Source organism: Pseudocitrobacter sp. 2023LY-00077, from assembly GCF_055796175.1.
Genome location: NZ_JBSPEI010000004.1, coordinates 259,772 through 280,414 on the forward strand (window position 1 = coordinate 259,772; position 20,643 = coordinate 280,414).

20 protein-coding genes are annotated in these 20,643 nt (G+C 55.2%); 11 read left to right on the top strand and 9 right to left on the bottom strand.

The genetic code is table 11. The features are described from left to right. The first annotated feature begins 114 nt into the window (after positions 1 to 114). From prpB to prpE, 4 genes are read left to right on the top strand one after another with little or no spacing between them, the layout of a single operon-like run. Positions 115 to 1,005, top strand: coding sequence for a methylisocitrate lyase (gene prpB / locus ACWWFX_RS07575; RefSeq protein ID WP_108475370.1), 891 nt, complete (start codon positions 115 to 117; stop codon positions 1,003 to 1,005). Positions 1,006 to 1,045: 40 nt separating this feature from the next. Further along, positions 1,046 to 2,212 carry a bifunctional 2-methylcitrate synthase/citrate synthase gene (gene prpC / locus ACWWFX_RS07580; protein WP_113857046.1) on the top strand — a complete coding sequence of 389 codons (1,167 nt, stop codon included), beginning with the start codon at positions 1,046 to 1,048 and terminating at the stop codon, positions 2,210 to 2,212. A gap of 44 nt (positions 2,213 to 2,256) precedes the next feature. After that, positions 2,257 to 3,708 (top strand): bifunctional 2-methylcitrate dehydratase/aconitate hydratase, encoded by a 1,452-nt coding sequence (locus ACWWFX_RS07585; RefSeq protein WP_473223520.1) that lies wholly within the window; start codon positions 2,257 to 2,259, stop codon positions 3,706 to 3,708. Between the two features lie 21 nt (positions 3,709 to 3,729). Further along, the gene (prpE, locus tag ACWWFX_RS07590) at positions 3,730 to 5,616 is read left to right on the top strand and encodes a propionate--CoA ligase (protein WP_473223521.1); all 1,887 of its coding nucleotides are present in this window, start codon (positions 3,730 to 3,732) and stop codon (positions 5,614 to 5,616) included. Positions 5,617 to 5,783: 167 nt separating this feature from the next. Here prpE and ychF read toward each other — a convergent pair whose 3' ends face one another. Further along, a complete protein-coding gene (gene ychF / locus ACWWFX_RS07595) occupies positions 5,784 to 6,875 on the bottom strand; it encodes a redox-regulated ATPase YchF (RefSeq protein ID WP_276219969.1) in 1,092 nt (363 codons plus the stop codon). A gap of 115 nt (positions 6,876 to 6,990) precedes the next feature. Further along, complete coding sequence (pth, locus tag ACWWFX_RS07600; protein ID WP_473223522.1) at positions 6,991 to 7,575, bottom strand: aminoacyl-tRNA hydrolase; 585 nt, start codon at positions 7,573 to 7,575, stop codon at positions 6,991 to 6,993. A gap of 273 nt (positions 7,576 to 7,848) precedes the next feature. On the opposite strand from pth, the gene ychH reads away from it, so the two are divergent. Continuing rightward, entirely contained in the window at positions 7,849 to 8,124 is a 276-nt protein-coding gene (ychH, locus tag ACWWFX_RS07605; RefSeq protein WP_015964122.1) for a stress-induced protein YchH, read from the top strand. 39 nt (positions 8,125 to 8,163) lie between these two features. Here the strand turns inward: ychH and dauA are convergent, their stop codons facing one another. From dauA to lolB, 4 genes are all read right to left on the bottom strand, one after another. Then, on the bottom strand, positions 8,164 to 9,846 hold the full coding sequence (gene dauA / locus ACWWFX_RS07610; RefSeq protein WP_473223523.1) for a C4-dicarboxylic acid transporter DauA: 1,683 nt from the start codon (positions 9,844 to 9,846) through the stop codon (positions 8,164 to 8,166). 124 nt (positions 9,847 to 9,970) lie between these two features. Next, positions 9,971 to 10,918 carry a ribose-phosphate diphosphokinase gene (prs, locus tag ACWWFX_RS07615; protein WP_003856663.1) on the bottom strand — a complete coding sequence of 316 codons (948 nt, stop codon included), beginning with the start codon at positions 10,916 to 10,918 and terminating at the stop codon, positions 9,971 to 9,973. 149 nt (positions 10,919 to 11,067) lie between these two features. Beyond that, on the bottom strand, positions 11,068 to 11,919 hold the full coding sequence (ispE, locus tag ACWWFX_RS07620; protein WP_473223524.1) for a 4-(cytidine 5'-diphospho)-2-C-methyl-D-erythritol kinase: 852 nt from the start codon (positions 11,917 to 11,919) through the stop codon (positions 11,068 to 11,070). Further along, a complete protein-coding gene (gene lolB, locus ACWWFX_RS07625; protein WP_015964125.1) occupies positions 11,916 to 12,536 on the bottom strand; it encodes a lipoprotein insertase outer membrane protein LolB in 621 nt (206 codons plus the stop codon). Before lolB ends, ispE begins: the two co-directional genes overlap by 4 nt. A gap of 233 nt (positions 12,537 to 12,769) precedes the next feature. Here lolB and hemA point away from each other — a divergent pair, with 233 nt between their 5' ends. The 6 genes from hemA to kdsA all read left to right on the top strand — a co-directional run bounded on the left by hemA (position 12,770) and on the right by kdsA (position 18,154). After that, positions 12,770 to 14,026: a glutamyl-tRNA reductase gene (gene hemA, locus ACWWFX_RS07630; protein ID WP_015964126.1), complete on the top strand. Its 1,257-nt coding sequence runs from the start codon at positions 12,770 to 12,772 to the stop codon at positions 14,024 to 14,026. A gap of 35 nt (positions 14,027 to 14,061) precedes the next feature. Next, positions 14,062 to 15,144, top strand: a complete 1,083-nt coding sequence (gene prfA / locus ACWWFX_RS07635; protein ID WP_473223525.1) for a peptide chain release factor 1 — start codon at positions 14,062 to 14,064, stop codon at positions 15,142 to 15,144. Beyond that, positions 15,144 to 15,986, top strand: a complete 843-nt coding sequence (gene prmC / locus ACWWFX_RS07640; protein WP_473223548.1) for a peptide chain release factor N(5)-glutamine methyltransferase — start codon at positions 15,144 to 15,146, stop codon at positions 15,984 to 15,986. Before prfA ends, prmC begins: the two co-directional genes overlap by 1 nt. After that, complete coding sequence (locus ACWWFX_RS07645; RefSeq protein ID WP_276219974.1) at positions 15,983 to 16,375, top strand: SirB2 family protein; 393 nt, start codon at positions 15,983 to 15,985, stop codon at positions 16,373 to 16,375. Before prmC ends, ACWWFX_RS07645 begins: the two co-directional genes overlap by 4 nt. 3 nt (positions 16,376 to 16,378) lie before the next feature. Then, positions 16,379 to 17,188, top strand: a complete 810-nt coding sequence (gene sirB1, locus ACWWFX_RS07650; RefSeq protein WP_015964130.1) for an invasion regulator SirB1 — start codon at positions 16,379 to 16,381, stop codon at positions 17,186 to 17,188. 111 nt (positions 17,189 to 17,299) lie between these two features. Then, on the top strand, positions 17,300 to 18,154 hold the full coding sequence (gene kdsA / locus ACWWFX_RS07655) for a 3-deoxy-8-phosphooctulonate synthase (RefSeq protein WP_015964131.1): 855 nt from the start codon (positions 17,300 to 17,302) through the stop codon (positions 18,152 to 18,154). A gap of 151 nt (positions 18,155 to 18,305) precedes the next feature. Here kdsA and ACWWFX_RS07660 read toward each other — a convergent pair whose 3' ends face one another. The 3 genes from ACWWFX_RS07660 to chaA form a co-directional block, all read right to left on the bottom strand. Continuing rightward, entirely contained in the window at positions 18,306 to 18,413 is a 108-nt protein-coding gene (locus tag ACWWFX_RS07660; protein WP_041686436.1) for a type I toxin-antitoxin system toxin Ldr family protein, read from the bottom strand. Positions 18,414 to 18,856: 443 nt separating this feature from the next. Then, positions 18,857 to 18,964, bottom strand: coding sequence for a type I toxin-antitoxin system toxin Ldr family protein (locus ACWWFX_RS07665; protein ID WP_473223526.1), 108 nt, complete (start codon positions 18,962 to 18,964; stop codon positions 18,857 to 18,859). 328 nt (positions 18,965 to 19,292) lie between these two features. Beyond that, positions 19,293 to 20,393, bottom strand: coding sequence for a sodium-potassium/proton antiporter ChaA (gene chaA, locus ACWWFX_RS07670; protein ID WP_015964133.1), 1,101 nt, complete (start codon positions 20,391 to 20,393; stop codon positions 19,293 to 19,295). Positions 20,394 to 20,643 lie beyond the last annotated feature (250 nt).

Below are 20,643 nucleotides of genomic sequence, written 5' to 3' on the forward strand. Positions count from 1 at the left end.
TTTATTATCAATATTTTACTGTTTTCATTTTTGTGAACTGACGCGGCCGTTCTGGCACATCGCTTGCTCTTTTGTTGTTACGAAAAATAACATTCAAACAACAAAGAGGTGTGCATGAGCACTCAATCACCGGGTCAGGCGTTCCGTCAGGCGCTGAGCAAAGAATCCCCGCTACAAATTGCAGGCACCATCAACGCTAACCACGCACTGCTGGCGCAGCGGGCCGGGTTTCAGGCGATTTATCTCTCCGGCGGCGGCGTGGCGGCGGGATCGCTTGGCCTGCCCGATTTAGGCATCACCGGGCTGGACGATGTGCTGACCGATATCCGGCGTATTACGGATGTTTGCTCGCTGCCGCTGCTGGTGGACGTCGACAGCGGGTTTGGCGCCTCGGCGTTTAATGTGGCGCGCACGGTGAAATCGGTGAGTAAAGCCGGTGCGGCAGGACTGCACATTGAAGATCAGGTTGGGGCGAAACGCTGCGGCCATCGCCCGAATAAAGAGATTGTCTCAACCGAAGAGATGGTCGATCGCATTAAAGCCGCCGTGGATGCCCGTACCGACCCGGACTTTGTGATTATGGCGCGCACTGACGCGCTGGCGGTGGAGGGGCTGGAGGCGGCCATAGAACGCGCCCGCGCGTATATCGAAGCCGGGGCCGACATGCTGTTCCCGGAAGCCATCACTGAGCTTTCGATGTATCGCCAGTTTGCCGATGCGGTGCAGGTGCCGATCCTTGCCAACATCACCGAATTCGGTGCGACGCCGCTGTTCACCACCGACGAACTGCGCAGCGCGCACGTGGCGATGGCGCTTTATCCGCTGTCGGCGTTTCGCGCCATGAACCGCGCCGCGGAACAGGTCTACAACGTACTGCGTCAGGAAGGCACGCAGAAGAGCGTTATCGACATCATGCAGACCCGCAGCGAACTCTACGAAAGCATCAACTACTACCAGTTTGAAGAGAAACTCGACGCCCTGTTTGCCAGCAAACGCGGCAAGTAATCGGTTTTACCCTACACATCCATAATAAGACGAGGCCAGTATGAGCGAAGCGACCATTTTGCAAAACACGACTGCCACAAAACCGAAAAAATCCGTGGCGCTCTCCGGTGTGCCTGCCGGGAATACCGCACTCTGTTCCGTGGGCAAGAGCGGCAACGATCTGCACTATCGCGGCTATGACATTCTCGACCTCGCGAAGCACTGCGAGTTTGAAGAGGTGGCGTATCTGCTGATTCACGGCAAACTGCCCAATCGCGATGAGTTGCACGCGTATAAGACGCGGCTGAAAGCGCTGCGCGGCTTGCCCGCCAACGTGCGCATCGTGCTGGAATCGCTGCCGGCGGCGTCGCACCCCATGGATGTGCTGCGCACCGGCGTCTCTGCGCTGGGCTGTACATTGCCAGAGAAAGAGGAACACTCGGTTTCCGGGGCGCGCGATATCGCGGACAAGCTGCTGGCGTCTCTCGGCTCCATTCTTCTCTACTGGTATCACTACAGCCACAACGGCGAGCGTATTCAGCCGGAAACCGATGACGACTCCATCGGCGGCCATTTTTTGCACCTGCTGCACGGCCATAAACCGCCGCAAAGCCAGGTGAAGGCGATGCACGCGTCGCTGATTCTCTACGCCGAACATGAGTTTAATGCCTCAACGTTCGCCTCGCGGGTGATTGCCGGAACCGGTTCGGATATCTATTCCGCCATTATCGGCGGGATTGGCGCGCTGCGCGGGCCGAAGCATGGCGGGGCCAATGAAGTCTCGCTCGATATTCAGCAACGCTATGAAACGCCGGATGAAGCCGAGCAGGATATTCGCCGCCGTATCGACAACAAAGAAGTGGTTATCGGCTTTGGCCACCCGGTGTATACGATTTCCGACCCGCGCCATCAGGTGATCAAAACCATCGCCCATCAGCTTTCCCGTGAAGCGGGTTCCATGAAGATGTATGACATCGCCGACCGCCTCGAAACGGTGATGTGGGAAACCAAGAAGATGTTCCCCAACCTCGACTGGTTCTCGGCGGTCTCCTACAACATGATGGGCGTCCCCACCGCAATGTTCACGCCGCTGTTTGTGATGGCGCGCGTGACGGGCTGGTCGGCCCATGTCATTGAACAGCGCCAGGACAATAAAATCATCCGCCCGTCCGCCAACTATACCGGGCCGGAAGATAAACCTTTTGTCGCGCTGGAAAATCGCCAGTAATTTATCTGCTTACCTCTGACAATAACGAAAACAGGAACACAAACATGTCTCAGCTGATTACCAATCTTCGTGCGGAATTCGATCAGGAAATCGTCGATATCGTGGATTACGTGATGAATTACCAGATTGATTCCACCGTGGCGTGGAACACTGCGCATTATTGCCTGCTCGATACGTTGGGCTGCGGGCTGGAAGCGCTGGAATATCCGGCGTGTAAAAAACTGATGGGGCCGATTGTGCCGGGAACGGTCGTGCCCAACGGCGCAAAAGTGCCGGGTACGCAGTTCCAGCTCGACCCGGTGCAGGCGGCATTCAATATTGGCGCGATGATCCGCTGGCTGGATTTCAACGATACCTGGCTGGCGGCAGAGTGGGGGCATCCGTCCGACAACCTTGGCGGTATTCTGGCGGTGGCCGACTGGCTGTCGCGCAATGCGGTGGCGGCGGGTAAAGCGCCGCTCACCATGCAGGCCGTGTTGGCAGGCATGATTAAAGCACATGAAATTCAGGGCTGCATCGCGCTGGAAAACGCCTTCAATAAAGTCGGGTTAGACCATGTGCTACTGGTGAAAGTGGCCTCGACGGCGGTGGTGGCTGAAATGCTCGGCCTGAGTCGCGACGAAATTCTCAATGCCGTTTCTTTGGCGTGGGTTGACGGGCAGTCGCTGCGAACCTATCGCCATGCCCCCAATACCGGCACACGTAAATCCTGGGCTGCGGGTGACGCCACATCGCGCGCGGTGCGGCTGGCACTGATGGCGCAGACCGGTGAAATGGGCTATCCCTCAGCGTTAACCGCCAAAACCTGGGGCTTCTACGATGTCTCTTTCAGGGGCGAGGCGTTCCGCTTCCAGCGCCCGTATGGCAGCTATGTGATGGAGAACGTGCTGTTTAAAATCTCCTTCCCGGCGGAATTCCACTCGCAGACGGCGGTTGAAGCCGCGATGACGTTACATCAAAAAATGGTCACTGCGGGGAAAACGGCGGCGGATATTGAGCGCGTGAGTATCCGCACGCATGAAGCCTGTATTCGCATTATCGACAAAAAAGGGCCGCTCACCAACCCGGCCGACCGCGATCACTGCATTCAGTATATGGTCGCCATCCCGCTGCTATTTGGCCGCCTGACGGCAGCAGACTATGAAGAGAATATCGCCTGCGACCCGCGCATTGATATTCTGCGCGCCAAAACTCATTGCCATGAAGACCCGGCATTTACCCGCGATTATCACGACCCGCAAAAACGCTCAATTGCCAATGCCTTAACCGTCGAATTTTCGGACGGTAGCCGCTTTGAGGAAGTGGTGGTGGAGTACCCGATTGGTCATGCCCGTCGCCGCGAAGAAGGGATCCCGCTGCTGATTGAGAAATTTAAAACCAACCTGGCGCGCCAGTTCCCGGCGCGTCAGCAGCACCGCATTCTTGAGGCCTCGCTGGACAGACAGCGCCTGGAGCAGATGCCGGTAAACGCGTTCCTTGATCTGTTCGTCATCTGATCCGTTCAGAAGGAGACTTCTATGTCTTATGAGACGTTTTATCAGCGGTCGATTAACGACCCGGAGGCATTCTGGGCCGAGCAGGCCCGGCGTATCGACTGGCAGACGCCGTTTACGCGCACGCTCAACTATGACAATCCGCCGTTTGCCCGCTGGTTTTGCGGCGGCACGACCAACTTATGCCATAACGCGATCGATCGCTGGCTACCTTCGCAGCCGGAAGCGCTGGCGCTGATTGCCGTGTCGGCGGAAACCGGCGAGGAGCGAACATTTACCTTTCGCGAACTGCACGCCGAGGTGAATCGCACGGCGGCGATGCTGCAAACGCTTGGCGTCTCGCGCGGCGACCGGGTGCTGGTGTATATGCCGATGATCGCCGAAGCGCATATTACGCTGCTGGCCTGCGCCCGCATTGGCGCGATCCACTCGGTGGTGTTTGGCGGTTTCGCCTCGCACAGCCTGGCGGCGCGGATTGATGATGCGCGCCCGGTGCTGATTGTCTCTGCGGATGGCGGATCGCGCGCAGGGAAAGTGATCCCCTACAAAAAGCTGCTTGATGATGCGATTTCTCTTTCCGAACATCCGCCGCAACGGGTGCTGCTGGTTGACCGTGGGCTGGCGCCGATGCAGCGCGTGGCTGAACGTGATGCCGATTACGCGACGCTGCGTGAGCAGCATCTTGATGCCCAGGTGCCGGTTGTCTGGCTGGAGGCGAGTGAAACCTCCTGCATTCTTTATACCTCTGGCACGACGGGTAAACCGAAAGGCGTTCAGCGCGATGTCGGCGGTTATGCCGTGGCGCTGGCGACGACGAAGGCGACGATTTTTGGCGGTAAAGCGGGCGGTGTGTTCTTCTGCACTTCCGATATCGGCTGGGTGGTGGGACATTCGTATATCGTCTATGCGCCGCTGCTGGCAGGCATGGCGACGGTGGTTTTTGAAGGTACGCCAACCTGGCCGGATTGCAGCGTCTGGTGGAAGATCGTTGAAAAATATCAGGTTAGCCGGATGTTCTCCGCGCCGACCGCCATTCGCGTGCTGAAGAAATTCCCCACTGCGCAAATACGCAATCATGATATTTCATCGCTGGAAGTACTGTATCTCGCCGGAGAACCGCTGGATGAACCGACCGCCAGTTGGGTGACAGAAACGCTGGGCATCCCGGTCATCGATAACTACTGGCAGACTGAATCCGGCTGGCCGATTATGGCTATCGCCCGCGCGTTGAGCGATCGCCCGACACGCCTCGGCAGCCCTGGCGTGCCGATGTTTGGCTATCACGTCAAACTGCTCAATGAACATACCGGTCAGGAATGCGGGGCGAATGAAAAGGGCATGGTGGTGATTGAAGGGCCGCTACCGCCGGGCTGCATTCAGACCATCTGGGGCAATGATGAGCGTTTCGTCAATACCTACTGGTCTCTGTTCGACCGCCCGGTCTACGCGACCTTTGACTGGGGCATTCGGGATGACGACGGCTATTACTTTATCCTTGGGCGCACGGACGACGTGATCAACATCGCCGGGCATCGACTAGGCACGCGCGAGATTGAAGAGAGCATCTCCGGCTACGGTAACGTCGCGGAAGTGGCGGTGGTCGGCGTGAAGGATGCGGTGAAAGGGCAGGTAGCCGTGGCGTTTGTTATCCCCAAACAGGGCGACAGCCTGCTGCTGCGTGATGTGGCGCAGGAAGAAGAGCAGGCTATCCAGCACCGGGTGGATGACCAGATTGGTCACTTCGGGCGACCGGTGCGGATTTACTTTGTCTCACAACTGCCGAAAACGCGTTCCGGCAAAATGCTCAGGCGCGCGATGCAGGCGATTTGTGAGGGGAGAGATCCGGGGGATTTAACGACGATTGAGGACCCGAATGCGCTGGTGGAGATCAGGCGGGCGCTGGGGGAGTAGAACCGCTTGCTGACACTCTGTGCTTTGTTCATGCCGGATGCGGCGTAAACGCCTTATCCGGCCTACAAAATCGTGCAAATTCAATATATTGCATAAATTATGTAGGCCTGATAAGCGTAGCGCATCAGGCAATGCGCTCATTAGACCAACAGGTCTGACAAAGCACCTTATACGTTAAACAAGAAGTTCATCACATCGCCATCTTTCACGATGTAATCTTTCCCTTCTGCACGCATTTTACCGGCTTCTTTCGCGCCTTGTTCACCCTTGTAGGTGATGAAGTCTTCAAACGCGATAGTCTGGGCGCGGATGAAGCCTTTTTCGAAGTCGGTGTGGATTTTACCGGCGGCCTGCGGTGCGGTCGCGCCGACAGGGATGGTCCATGCGCGTACTTCTTTCACGCCCGCGGTGAAGTAGGTTTGCAGATTCAGCAGAGAATAACCCGCGCGGATCACGCGGTTCAGTCCCGGTTCTTCGAGGCCCAGTTCCTGCATGAATTCGTCACGCTCTTCGTCGTCGAGTTCAGCGATATCAGATTCAACGGCAGCGCACACCGGAACCACTACAGAACCTTCGGCAGCGGCGATTTCGCGCACTTTGTCCAGGTATGGGTTGTTCTCGAAACCGTCTTCATTGACGTTAGCGATATACATGGTTGGCTTCAGGGTCAGGAAGCTCAGGTAGCGGATGGCGGCCTTGTCTTCTTCAGAGAGATCCAGTGCGCGCAGCATACCGGCGTTTTCCAGCTGCGGCAGGCATTTTTCCAGTGCAGCCAGTTCCGCTTTCGCGTCTTTATCACCGCCTTTGGCTTTCTTCTGCACGCGGTGGATAGCGCGTTCGCAGGTATCAAGGTCAGAGAGCGCCAGTTCGGTGTTGATGACGTCGATATCTTCTGCCGGATCAACTTTGCCAGAAACGTGGATGATATTGTCGTTTTCGAAGCAGCGAACGACGTGGCCAATGGCTTCGGTTTCGCGGATGTTGGTCAGGAACTGGTTACCCAGACCTTCACCTTTGGACGCGCCTTTTACCAGGCCTGCGATGTCCACGAATTCCATGGTTGTTGGCAGGATGCGCTGCGGTTTAACGATTTCAGCCAGCTGGTCCAGACGCGGGTCGGGCATGGGTACAACACCGGTGTTCGGCTCAATGGTACAGAACGGGAAGTTCGCCGCTTCAATACCTGCTTTCGTGAGCGCATTGAACAGGGTGGATTTGCCCACGTTAGGCAAACCAACGATACCGCATTTAAATCCCATGTTTAAATCACCTTAATCTTTTGATAATCAACCTGTTAGCGATAACAGGTATCAGAAAAGTAAATAACTCTGCCTATTATACACGGCATGCGGCAAAAATGCCGCAGTTCAACGGTTATTGCGCCTTAAAGGCGTGCAAACGGTTGGTGGCTTTGGTTAAGCCATCCTTCAGCCAGATCTCCGTACAGCGCACCGCTTCGTCTACCGCATCGTCGATCAGCTTCTGTTCAGATGCCTGCGGTTTGCCGAGAACAAAACCGACAACTTTGTTTTTATCGCCCGGATGACCGATTCCGATGCGTAAGCGATGAAAATTGGGGTTATTGCCCAGTTTGCTGATGATGTCTTTCAGCCCGTTATGGCCGCCATGACCACCGCCAAGCTTAAACTTTGCGACACCTGGTGGTAAGTCGAGCTCATCGTGCGCCACCAGAATTTCATCCGGATTAATACGATAGAACGTCGCCAGCGCGGCAACCGCTTTACCACTCAGGTTCATGAAAGTGGTTGGCACCAACAGGCGCACATCCTCACCCGCCAGATTAATGCGCGAGGTGTAGCCAAAAAATTTACTTTCTTCTTTCAGCGGCGCACGGGCGCGCTCCGCCAGCAAATCGACATACCAGGCACCCGCGTTATGGCGCGTCGCAGCATACTCTGCGCCGGGGTTAGCCAGGCCGACAATCAGTTTAATCGTCACGTTATTATTCCTGAACAGGTCGTATTTCTGGCGCGTAGTTTACGTGGTGATCGCGCGCTTGACAAAAATAAGCGCCCAAAGGGGCAAAAACCGAATAGTTCATTCGGGTGACCATTCGGACTTGATGTAATTCAGTAACTTAAATGTAAAGTTTTGTTGCGTTAATGTTCGTAATTGCGATCGCCATCGCACTAATTGCCAAAAGTGGTGTCTATACTTTACACACAAGGAGAAGGGATATTTCCCTTAAGCCCAAAAGCTCGGAGGTGACATATGAAACGTAAAAACGCTTCGTTACTCGGTAATGTGCTCATGGGTCTGGGCCTGGTCGTAATGGTGGTCGGTGTCGGCTATTCTATTTTAAACCAGTTGCCACAGTTCAATTTGCCACAGTTTTTCGCGCACGGTGCGGTGTTAAGCATCTTTATCGGCGCAATCCTCTGGCTTGCCGGGGCGCGTGTCGGCGGACACGAACAGGTCTGCGACAGATACTGGTGGGTACGCCACTATGATAAACGTTGTCGCCGCGACAAACGCACCAGTCACTGATATCTGATGAAAAAAATGGCTCCCGAAGGAGCCATTTTGCTATTTGATATCGGCCAGCGCCGCTTCTTTATTCGGGAAGAAGGTCAGGCGACCAGGAATTGGTTTGATTCCGGCGCGTGCCATCGTACGCAGCGGCTGGAATTCCATGTTCGACACCCGCAGTTCGCATCCTTCCGGTAGCTTACGCACAAAGCGCTGGAACGCATCCAGCCCGCCTGCATCCAGCACCGGCACCGCATCCCACTTCAGCACGATGATACGCTTGCCCTCGATACGTGACTCAAGGTCAGTGAACAAATTTTCGGCAGCGGCAAAGAACAGCGGGCCAATCACGCGCAGCACCAGCACGTCATCCGGTACATTAACATTGACCGGCGACAGGCGCGTCATCTGCGCGATACGGCGCATAAACAGCAGCGATGCGAGCACAATCCCCACGCTGATAGCGATAACCATGTCGAACAGCACCGTCAGCGACATACAGATGAGCATCACGATGATGTCATCTTTCGGCGCGCGGCGAAGCAGGTTAACCACTTTATGCGCTTCACTCATGTTCCATGCCACCATCAGCAGCAGGGCGGCCATCGCCGAAAGCGGCAGCCAGGAGAGCAGCGGCGCGAGGATTAGCAGCGCCAGAATAACCAGGATCGCGTGGATCACCGCAGAAACCGGTGAGGTCGCCCCGGCACGCACGTTGGCGGCGGAACGGGCGATGGCAGCGGTCGCGGTGATGCCGCCAAAGAACGGCGCGGCAATATTCCCCAGCCCCTGACCAATCAGCTCACTGTTGGCTTTGTGTTTGGTGCCGGTCATGCCGTCCAGCACCACGGCGCAGAGCAGCGACTCAATCGCCCCCAGCATTGCCATCGAGAACGCGGCGGGTAGCAGGGCGCGCACCGATGCCCAGCTCAGCGTGAAGTCGGAACCTGGCATATCCCACGGTAACACCAGTTGTGGCAGCAGCTGCGGGATACCGTTGCCCTGAGAGCCATCCGCCAGCACGTAGTGGAACTGGGAACCAATGGTGGCGACGTGACCGCCCAGCATATTGACGATAAACATCACCACGCAGCCTGCAATCAGCGCGGGCAGGTGGCCCGGCAGGCGAATACCGAGGCGAGGCCAGAAAATAAGCGTGCCGAGGGTGACGATACCAATCGCAGCATCGCCCATATTGATGGTCGGCAGCGCCATCACCAGCGCCCCGACTTTTTGCAGATAATGTTCCGGCACGTGCGTCAGTTGCAGGCCAAGGAAGTCTTTAATCTGCATCGTCCCGATGGTGATACCAATACCGGAGGTAAAGCCCAGCGTGACGGAGAGGGGAATGTATTCAATTAAGCGGCCAAAACGCGCAAGGCCAAAAAGAATCAAAAATACCCCGGACATCAACGTGGCGACCAGCAACCCGGCAAGGCCAAACTGTTGTGATACAGGGTAAAGAATGACGACAAAGGCGGCCGTCGGCCCGGAGACGCTAAAGCGTGAGCCTCCGGTCAGGGCAATAACAATCCCCGCAACGGCAGACGTATACAGACCATACTGCGGAGCGACGCCGCTGCCGATCGCCAGCGCCATCGCCAGCGGGATAGCAATAATACCGACAGTGATCCCGGCGATAACATCTCGAGTAAAGCGGGATACGGTGTACTTCTCTTTCCAGCACGCATCGATGAGAGCGCGGAAAGGCATCACCTGTGAGGAGAAGATTTTATTCACAATAATGTTTCATCCGTGAGCGCATCATCTGTCATGTGAATGGCAGGTGAAGGAGGCATAGGTCATACAAATAGTTACTATAGACAAAAAAACCCGCCGCAGCGGGTTTTTTAACCAGGTCCGATTAATGCTCGAACATGGCAGAAATGGATTCTTCGTTGCTGATACGACGAATCGCTTCGGCCAACATCCCGGACAGCGTCAGTGTACGAACGTTAGGCAGCGCTTTGATTTCATCCGACAGCGGGATGGTATCGCAGACGACGACTTCGTCGATAACTGAGTTGCGCAGGTTGTTTACCGCATTGCCAGAGAAGATCGGGTGGGTTGCGTAAGCGAATACGCGTTTTGCACCACGTTCTTTCAGGGCTTCAGCTGCTTTGCACAGAGTGCCGCCGGTATCGATCATGTCGTCAACCAGAACGCAGTCACGGCCAGCAACGTCACCGATGATGTGCATCACCTGAGAAACGTTCGCACGCGGGCGACGTTTGTCGATGATAGCCATGTCGGTATCGTTAAGCAGTTTTGCGATGGCACGAGCACGAACAACGCCGCCGATATCCGGGGAAACCACAATCGGGTTGTCCAGATTCAGTTGCAGCATATCTTCGAGCAGGATTGGGCTACCGAATACGTTATCTACCGGTACGTCGAAGAAGCCCTGAATCTGTTCAGCATGCAGGTCAACGGTCAGTACGCGGTCAACGCCGACGCTGGACAGGAAGTCAGCGACAACTTTTGCCGTGATTGGTACACGCGCGGAACGCACGCGGCGGTCCTGACGGGCATAGCCAAAGTAAGGGATAACGGCTGTGATACGGCCTGCGGAAGCACGACGCAGAGCATCAACCATAACAACCAATTCCATCAGGTTGTCGTTGGTGGGAGCACAAGTGGACTGGATGATGAAAATATCACCACCGCGTACATTTTCGTTAATTTGTACGCTGACTTCACCATCGCTAAAACGACCGACAGCGGCGTCGCCAAGAGAAGTGTACAGGCGGTTGGCAATACGTTGTGCTAGTTCCGGGGTGGCGTTACCAGCAAAAAGCTTCATATCAGGCACGAGAAGAACCTCAGGCATGCGTCCATTGGTGGAAAGAATCAGCCAAAAACTGTGCGGGCCAGGCTATATTCTTCCCAGGCGGTGTATTAAAGAGCGCGATGCAACGTCTGGAACAGGGTGACGTTGTCACCGAAACTCAGCTTGCCCGGCTAAAGCATGGATTGATGGAGTGGAGAAAGGTTGACACCCTTAGCCACAAAGCCATTAAACCATTCCGGGGCTTGCTCCAGCACCTGACGAGCAGCGAGTTCTGTGTCAAATTCAGCAAAAACACAGGCCCCTGTTCCAGTCAGGCGCGACGGCGCGTATTCTAACAGCCAGGAAAGCACCTCATCAACCTCGCGAAAACGTTTTCTTGCGATAACCTCGCAATCATTGCCAAATTCACATTTTAATAACGTGTCTATTGACCTTTTTGGCGTATTCCGGGGCAATTCTGGATCGTTAAAAATCATCGGCGTGGGAATGCTAACGCCAGGATGAACAACCAGGTACCATTTTTCAGCTACATCAATCGGCGTGAGCTGCTCGCCAACACCTTCGGCAAAGGCGGCGTGGCCGCGAACGAAGACCGGCACATCGGCGCCCAGCGTTAAGCCAATCGCGGCCAGCTCATCTTCCGATAAACCACACTGCCAGAGATGATTCAACGCCACCAGCACCGTGGCGGCGTTAGAAGAACCACCGCCGAGACCACCGCCCATCGGCAGCCGCTTTTCGATACTGATATCGGCACCGCTGCCTTCTGCCAGACGGTGCGTTTGCGCCGCGGTTTTCATCAGCAGACGCGCAGCACGTACGATCAAATTCTCTTCGTCCGGCACGCCCTTAAGCGGCGTTAGCAGGCGTAGTTGCCCATCCTGACGCGGTTCGATGGTTAAGGTATCGCCGTAGTCGAGAAACTGAAACAACGTCTGCAACTCATGATAACCGTCGGCACGTTGCCCGGTGATATATAAGAACAGGTTCAGCTTTGCGGGAGAGGGCCAACGGGTCATCATTTCACGATCCAGTTATCCATTTTCAGCTTGATACGCTGGGAACCTTCGGTCAGTTCCATATTCGCAGGTAGCGCCGGTTTCTGGTCGTTATAGCCGCCGTACACCACTTTCCAGGTTTTGCCGTTTTGCGTGTAATTCACTTCGCGCAGACGGTATTGATCGTCGAGTTTGTAATCGGTCGCGTCGCCTGGCAGGCCTAAAATCCACTGACGCAGGCTGTTAAGCGGAATCGGCATACCGGTGAGCTTGCCAATCATCTCTTCGCCGTCCACGTCGGTGTAGGTTTTACCCTGATTATCGACTAACTGCGCCGAGCCTGGCTGCGCGGTGAGCGACAGTTCGGTACTGCCCAGCGGGTTAGTCAGCAGCAGTCGGTAATGATCCTGACCGGTCTGCTGCCAGAAGAAGCGTGCATAAACTTTTTGTTCATCAGAGAGATATGCGAATGCGCCGCGGGTTTGATACTGGTTCAGCTTGCGGATTTCCTGCTGATGCTCACGCCACTGTGGCGAGTCCGGGCTTTTCCCCGGCCCTTGCGGTGGCGTGGTCACACAGGCGGTTAGAACGAGGCTTGCCAGCGGCAGCAGACGAATCAGGCGAAAGTCAGACAGGGTCATGATAATGACAATCCTTGCGATAGGTAGCAGTTATAACCCTTAATGCTAGCGTCGCGGCGAAGCAGCGTCTACGCTCAAGTTGTCTTAAATCATTAAATTATCTTGGCTATCCGTTTGTACACAAGGTGAGCGACGGCACTACCCCAAAAGGGGAGCGTCTCTTTTATTGATCTCGCGCATCCTGTATGATGCGCTCAGACTAACCTTATCAACGCTGGTACTACTCCCGCAACATGACCCTTTTAGCTCTTGGCATCAACCACAAAACAGCCCCGGTAGCGCTGCGAGAACGCGTTTCGTTTTCGCCGGATACGCTTGACCAGGCGCTGCAGAGCCTGCTGGCTCAGCCAATGGTGCAGGGGGGCGTGGTGTTGTCGACCTGTAACCGCACCGAGCTATACCTGAGTGTGGAAGAACAGGACAACCTTCACGACGCCATCGTGCGCTGGTTATGCGACTACCATCAGTTGAACGAAACCGAGCTGCGTGAAAGCCTGTACTGGCATCAGGATAACGATGCTGTCAGCCACCTTATGCGCGTGGCCAGCGGCCTCGATTCGCTGGTGCTGGGCGAGCCGCAAATTCTCGGACAGGTTAAGAAAGCCTTCGCGGATTCCGCGCAGGGGCATCTGCATGCCAGCGAACTGGAGCGCATGTTCCAGAAATCGTTCTCGGTCGCCAAACGTGTGCGCACCGAAACCGATATCGGCGCCAGCGCGGTGTCTGTGGCGTTTGCGGCCTGTACGCTGGCGCGACAAATTTTCGAATCACTTTCCACCGTTACCGTGCTGCTGGTCGGCGCAGGCGAAACCATTGAACTGGTGGCGCGTCATCTGCGTGAGCATCACGTCAAGAAAATGCTGATTGCCAACCGTACCCGCGAACGTGCGCAGGTGCTGGCGCAGGAAGTGGGTGCGGAAGTGATTGCCTTAAGCGATGTGGATGAGCGCTTAAAAGAAGCGGATATCATCATCAGTTCTACCGCCAGCCCGCTGCCGATTATCGGTAAAGGGATGGTCGAACGCGCGTTAAAAGCCCGCCGTAATCAGCCGATGCTGCTGGTGGATATCGCCGTACCGCGTGACGTCGAGCCCGAAGTGGGCAAACTGGCGAACGCCTATCTGTACAGCGTGGATGATTTGCAAAACATCATTCAGCACAACCTTGCCCAGCGCAAAGCCGCTGCGGTGCAGGCTGAAACCATTGTTGAGCAGGAAACCAGCGAATTCATGGCCTGGCTGCGCGCGCAAAGCGCCAGCGATGTCATTCGCGAATACCGTTCACAGGCCGAAATGGCGCGTGAAGAGCTCACCGCAAAAGCGCTTGCCGCGCTGGAGCAGGGCGGCGACGCCCAGGCAATTTTGCAGGACCTGTCGCGTAAGCTGACCAACCGCCTGATCCACGCCCCAACCAAATCTCTTCAGCAGGCCGCCCGTGACGGGGATGACGAACGCCTGCATATTCTGCGCAACAGCCTCGGGCTGGAGTAGCACAACTCTTTCTATTACAAGGTGCATTTACGCCAATGAAGCCTTCTATTGTTGCCAAACTGGAAGCTCTGTATGAGCGCCATGAAGAAGTTCAGGCGCTGCTGGGCGATGCGGAGACCATCGCCGATCAGGAGCGATTCCGGGCGCTGTCGCGCGAGTACGCGCAGCTGAGCGACGTTTCACGCTGTTACACTGACTGGCGTCAGGTTCAGGACGATATCGAAACTGCCCAGATGATGCTGGACGACCCGGAAATGCGCGAAATGGCGCAGGAAGAATTACAGGACGCCAAAGCGCGGGAAGAAGAGCTGGAACAACAGCTTCAGGTTCTGTTGTTGCCGCGCGACCCGGATGACGAGCGTAACGCCTATGTTGAAGTACGCGCCGGTACTGGCGGCGACGAAGCTGCGCTGTTTGCGGGTGATCTCTTCCGGATGTACAGCCGCTATGCAGAAGCGCGCCGCTGGCGTGTGGAAATCATGAGCGCCAACGAAGGCGAGCATGGCGGGTTCAAAGAAGTGATCGCCAAAATCAGCGGTGAAGGCGTGTATGGCCGTCTGAAATTTGAATCCGGCGGGCACCGCGTGCAGCGCGTTCCGGCAACGGAATCGCAGGGGCGTATCCATACTTCGGCGTGTACCGTTGCGGTGATGCCGGAGCTACCGGAAGCCGAGCTGCCCGATATCAACCCGTCAGAGTTGCGTATCGATACTTTCCGTTCCTCAGGCGCGGGCGGTCAGCACGTTAACACCACCGACTCGGCAATCCGTATTACCCACTTGCCAACCGGTATTGTGGTGGAGTGTCAGGACGAACGTTCGCAGCACAAAAACAAAGCCAAAGCGCTGTCCGTGCTGGGTTCGCGTATTCGTGCCGCTGAAATGGCCAAACGCCAGCAGGTGGAAGCGTCCACGCGTCGCAACCTGCTGGGTACGGGCGATCGTAGCGACCGTAACCGTACCTATAACTTCCCCCAGGGGCGCGTGACCGATCACCGCATCAACCTGACGCTCTACCGTCTGGATGAAGTGATGGAAGGTAAGCTGGATATGCTGATCGAACCTATCGTTCAGGAATATCAGGCCGACCAGCTCGCGGCACTGTCTGACCAGGAATGATGACTTACCAACAGTGGCTGAAACAGGCAATTGAACGGCTGCGGGAGAGCGAAAGCCCGCGCCGTGATGCCGAGATCCTGCTCGGGCACGTCATCGGCAAAACGCGAACGTTTATCATGGCGTTTGACGAAACGGTATTAACGCCCGCCGAACTGGCGCCCCTTGATACGCTGCTGACGCGCCGCGAGCGCGGTGAACCGATAGCGCATCTAGTGGGCATGCGCGAATTCTGGTCGCTGCCGCTGACGGTGTCTCCCGTCACCCTGATCCCTCGCCCGGACACCGAATGTCTGGTCGAACAGGCATTAGCACGCTTGTCCGCACAACCCTGCGAGATCCTCGATTTAGGCACCGGTACCGGCGCGATAGCCCTGGCCATCGCCAGCGAAAGACCGGATTGCCGCGTGACGGCTGTCGATTTTATCGCGGATGCCGTCGCGCTGGCGCAGCAGAACGCGCAAACGCTGGGCATAGACAACGTTACCCTTTTGCAAAGTGATTGGTTCAGCGCGCTGGCCGGACGGAAGTTCGCGATGATCGTCAGTAATCCTCCTTATATTGATGAACAGGATCCGCATCTCTCTCTGGGTGACGTCCGCTTCGAGCCAAAAACGGCGCTGGTTGCTGCCGATGAAGGGCTTGCCGATCTCGCGCATATTATCCGTGAAGGCCGACAGGCGTTGTTGCCGGGCGGCGTCATGCTGCTGGAACACGGCTGGACGCAGGGGGACGCGGTTCGTCAGCTGTTTACCGGCGCGGGCTATGTTCAGGCGCAAACCTGCAAAGATTACGGCGGCAACGATCGTCTGACGCTCGCTATCTGGCCGGGAGCTGCACAATGAGCCTGTTTAGCGTCATTCTGCCGGTACACGTTGCCAGTGCTATTTTTTCGGTCTCCCTTTTTGCGCTACGCTACTGGTGGACGTGGAATAATGATTCACGTCTGAAATTGCGTTGGGTGCGTGTATTACCGCACACTATAGATAGCGTGCTGCTGCTTAGCGGTATCACGCTGATGGTAATCGCTCATGTTTATCCATTCACCCCACAAGGTACGTGGCTGACGGAGAAACTGTTTGGCGTTATCATCTACATCGTTTTGGGTTTTGTTGCGCTCGGACGTCGCTGTCCGCGCAGTCAGCAGCGAGGCTTTATTGCCTTTCTACTGGGGCTGGTGGTGTTGTGCATCATCGTTAAACTCGCCATCACTAAAGTTCCGTTGTTGGGGTAAGGTATGAAGTCATTGGCTGATTTTGAATTTAATAAAGCGCCGCTGTGCGAAGGCATGGTCCTGGTGTCAGAGTTAATCCGTGATGATTTCCCGACACAGCGCGTAAATGAACAACTGGAGTGCCTGCTGGCGCTGGCGCAGGAGGAGATCAGCCCCTCCTGGACGCTGACCCGGCAGATGGAACGCCTGATTGAACTCTTCTACCACGAATGGCATTTCAGCGATTCAAAAGGCGTTTACCGTCTTTCGGACGCGCTATGGCTGGATCAGGTACTGAAAAATCGCCAGGGCAGCGCCGTGTCGCTTGGCGCGATTATGCTTTGGCTCGCCGAACGTCTTTCGATTCCCGTGGTGCCGGTGATTTTCCCGACGCAGTTGCTGTTGCGTGCGGATGTCGACAACGAAGAGTTGTGGCTTATCAATCCGTTTAATGGCGATACGCTGGATGAACACACGCTGGAAGTGTGGCTGAAAGGCAATATCAGCCCGATGGCGGAGCTGTTTAATGAAGATCTCGACGAAGCGGATAACGCAGAAGTGATCCGCAAACTGCTCGATACCCTGAAATCGGCATTAATGGAAGAACAGCAGATGGAACTGGCGCTGCGTACCAGTGAAGCGCTGTTACAGTTTAACCCGGAAGATCCGTATGAAATTCGCGATCGCGGGCTTATCTATGCTCAGCTTGAATGCGAGCATATTGCATTGAATGACCTGAGTTATTTTGTCGAACAGTGCCCGGAAGATCCGATTAGCGAGATGATTCGCGCGCAGATAAACACTATCGCGCAGAAACAAATTACCCTTCACTAAAATCCAGGGATTCCGGTTATACTCGCGGGCAATTATGTGACGTCATTATTGGCAGGACTGCCTGGACGCATCCCGAGATAACTGGAGTATTTACCCTAATAAGGCGATCTTATGAAACAGAAAGTGGTCAGTATTGGTGATATCAACGTAGCAAACGACCTGCCGTTCGTGCTGTTTGGCGGCATGAACGTGCTGGAATCGCGCGACCTGGCAATGCGCATCTGTGAACACTACGTTACCGTTACCCAGAAACTGGGTATCCCTTACGTCTTCAAAGCGTCGTTTGATAAAGCTAACCGTTCCTCCATTCACTCTTACCGTGGCCCGGGCCTGGAAGAGGGGATGAAAATCTTCCAGGAACTGAAACAGACCTTCGGCGTAAAAATCATTACCGACGTGCACGAAGCCAGCCAGGCGCAGCCGGTTGCCGACGTGGTGGATGTGATTCAGCTGCCTGCATTCCTCGCTCGCCAGACCGATCTGGTGGAAGCGATGGCGAAAACGGGTGCGGTCATCAACGTCAAAAAACCGCAGTTCGTAAGCCCTGGCCAGATGGGCAACATCGTCGATAAGTTCATCGAAGGCGGTAACGACAAAGTGATCCTCTGCGATCGCGGCGCGAACTTCGGTTACGACAACCTGGTCGTCGATATGCTGGGCTTTGGCGTGATGAAAAAAGCGTCCAATAACTCTCCGGTTATTTTCGACGTTACCCATGCGCTGCAGTGCCGCGACCCGTTTGGCGCAGCCTCTGGCGGTCGCCGTGCGCAGGTTGCTGAACTGGCGCGCGCCGGTATGGCGGTCGGTATCGCCGGTCTGTTTATCGAAGCGCATCCGGATCCGGACCACGCTCGCTGCGACGGCCCGTCCGCGCTGCCGCTGGATAAACTGGAACCTTTCCTGAAGCAGATGAAAGCGATCGACGACCTGGTGAAAGGGTTCGACGAGCTGGATACCAGCAAGTAATCACGCTGAACTGCCTTTTTATCGAAGCCTTACCGTTGTGCGGTAAGGCTTTTTTGTTTCTGGAGAGTCCAAAATAGGCCGCAGGCTCTTACCCCTGCGGCCTGTTTCGGGCGCATGTTGTCATCACGACAGCCAGACGCCCGCCTTCACGTTACTTCCTGTTACGCCACCAGCCGACAATCGCTGCGGTGATAATACCCGCAAGGATTGGGGCTGCCAGGTCGTGCCAGAACATCACGCTAAACTGCACGAGCGTCATATAGCCGCCTATTGTCATGACAACGTTTCGCGGCTATTCTTGAATTGCTTAGGTTCAAGGTAGCCCCCGTTATGTTGTCAGGTTTATGCCTTACAACGTGCGGGGGTTTTCTCTTTCCAGCAACCAACGCCGCCGGGGATCAAGCCCCCGCAACATTGCGCCTCACCGGAAGATTCCGGCTTGGTGCGGATTCTACGTTTTCGGCCTTATTCATTTCATTCACAGAATGCGGGTGATGCGGGATGCTTTCCCGTCTTTCATCGTTTATTGCATTCGCTTCATCCTTTTTTCATACGTGCTCGCAATTTTCATTGTACTCAGACGGTTATACCTATGCTTATCGGGTGCCGAATTCCAGGCACAAAAAAGGCCGCAGGCTGTTACCCCTGCGGCCTGTTTCGGGCGCATGTTGTCATCACGACAGCCTGACGCCCGCCTTCACGTTACTTCCTGTTACACCACCAGCCGACAATCGCTGCGGTGATAATACCCGCAAGAATTGGCGCTGCCAGGTCGTGCCAGAGCATCACGCTAAACTGCACAAGCGTCATATAGCCGCCTATTGTCATGACAACGTTTCGCGGCTATTCTTGAATTGTTGTGGTTCAAGAATGGCCCCCGTAATGTTGTCAGGTTTACGCCTTACAACGTGCGGGGGTTTTCTCTTTCCAGCAACCAACGCCGCCGGGGATCAAGCCCCCGCAACATTGCGCCTCACCGGAAGACTCCGGCTTGGTGCGGATTCTACGTCGTCTGCTTTGTGCACTTCACTGGCGAAATATGTACGCTGCGTGACATCTTCCGACCTTTCGTTATCTATTGCAGCCGTTTCGGTCGCATTCTCGCTGATGCTCACAATTACGGCTGCCGACACGATTATCAGGCGAATATGGTCATCAGATAGGCGGCAAACAGCGCCAGATGCGCGGCTCCGTTCAGCACATTGGTGCGTCCGGTGGAGAACGAGATCTGGCACAGTACTAATGACGCAACCATCACAATCATTTCCGGCGCGCCGAGACCAAACATCAGCTCATTACCGGTCATCCAGGCAATCAGCGTCACGACCGGAACGGTCAGTGAAATGGTGGCCAGCACGGAACCAAAGAACAGGTTCATCGCTCGCTGCACCTGATTATTCAGTACAGCTTTCAGTGCTCCCAGGCCTTCAGGCGACAGAATTAACAGCGCCACCAGGAAACCGGTGAATGCGACAGGTGCATTCAGGGTGGTGAGCAGCGTCTCCAGCGGGTTAGCGTTCATCTTGGTGACGGCAATGACGGCAATCAGATGCACAATCAGCCAGGCGGCGTGCCAGGCGTTGCTGTGGGCGGACGGTTTACCGTGATGCGGGTCATCGTCGTCGCCATCGTCTTCATGTTCGTAAACAAACAGGCTCTGGTGCGTTTTGGTCTGAATCAGCAGGAATACGCCGTACATTGCGGCAGAAATCAGCGCCACCAGCAGAGATTGACCGATAGTGAAGTTCGCTTCAGGCAGCGCCATCGGGAATACCAGTACGATAATCGCCAGCGGGAAGAGGGCAATCAGATACTGTTTGATGCCGAACAGATTGACGTACTGCGTCGCAAATTTGCGCCCGCCCAGCAAGAGTGAGAAGCCCACCAGGCCGCCGGTCACAATCATAATGATGGAGTAGAGCGTGTCGCGCATCAGCGTTGGGGCTGCATCGCCCGTCGCCATCAGTGCGGAAATCAGGCTCACTTCCAGAATAACCACGGAAAGACTTAAGATAAGCGAACCGTAGGGTTCGCCGAGGCGGTGCGCCAGCACGTCGGCGTGGCGAACAACGCTGAATGCGCTGCTGAGAATACCGATAAGCGCGAGGATATTAATCCCGACAACGACTGGCAATGATTGACTACTTCCCCAGAAGAACAATATTGCCAGCGCAATAACCGGGAAAATGAGAGAAGTCTCCTTATGGCGGGTTTTTACCGCCTCTTGTACATGCGTCATGTCCATCTCCGTTAGTGCAGGTGTTTATAATTATATACTTAGAATATTTCTAATCGTCACAGCGTAAGTCTATAAATTAACAGATCGTGTCTTATATATAACGCTTTTTTACTAAAATTTACCCTGATTGATAACTTTTGTTTAGAGTTGTTGAAAATGATGGTTATGTAAATTAAGTCTTTAATTAACAATGCCATATGTTGTTATGGTGAGTAATAATCTGAATTCAATTTCATCTGCGGCGCAGTGA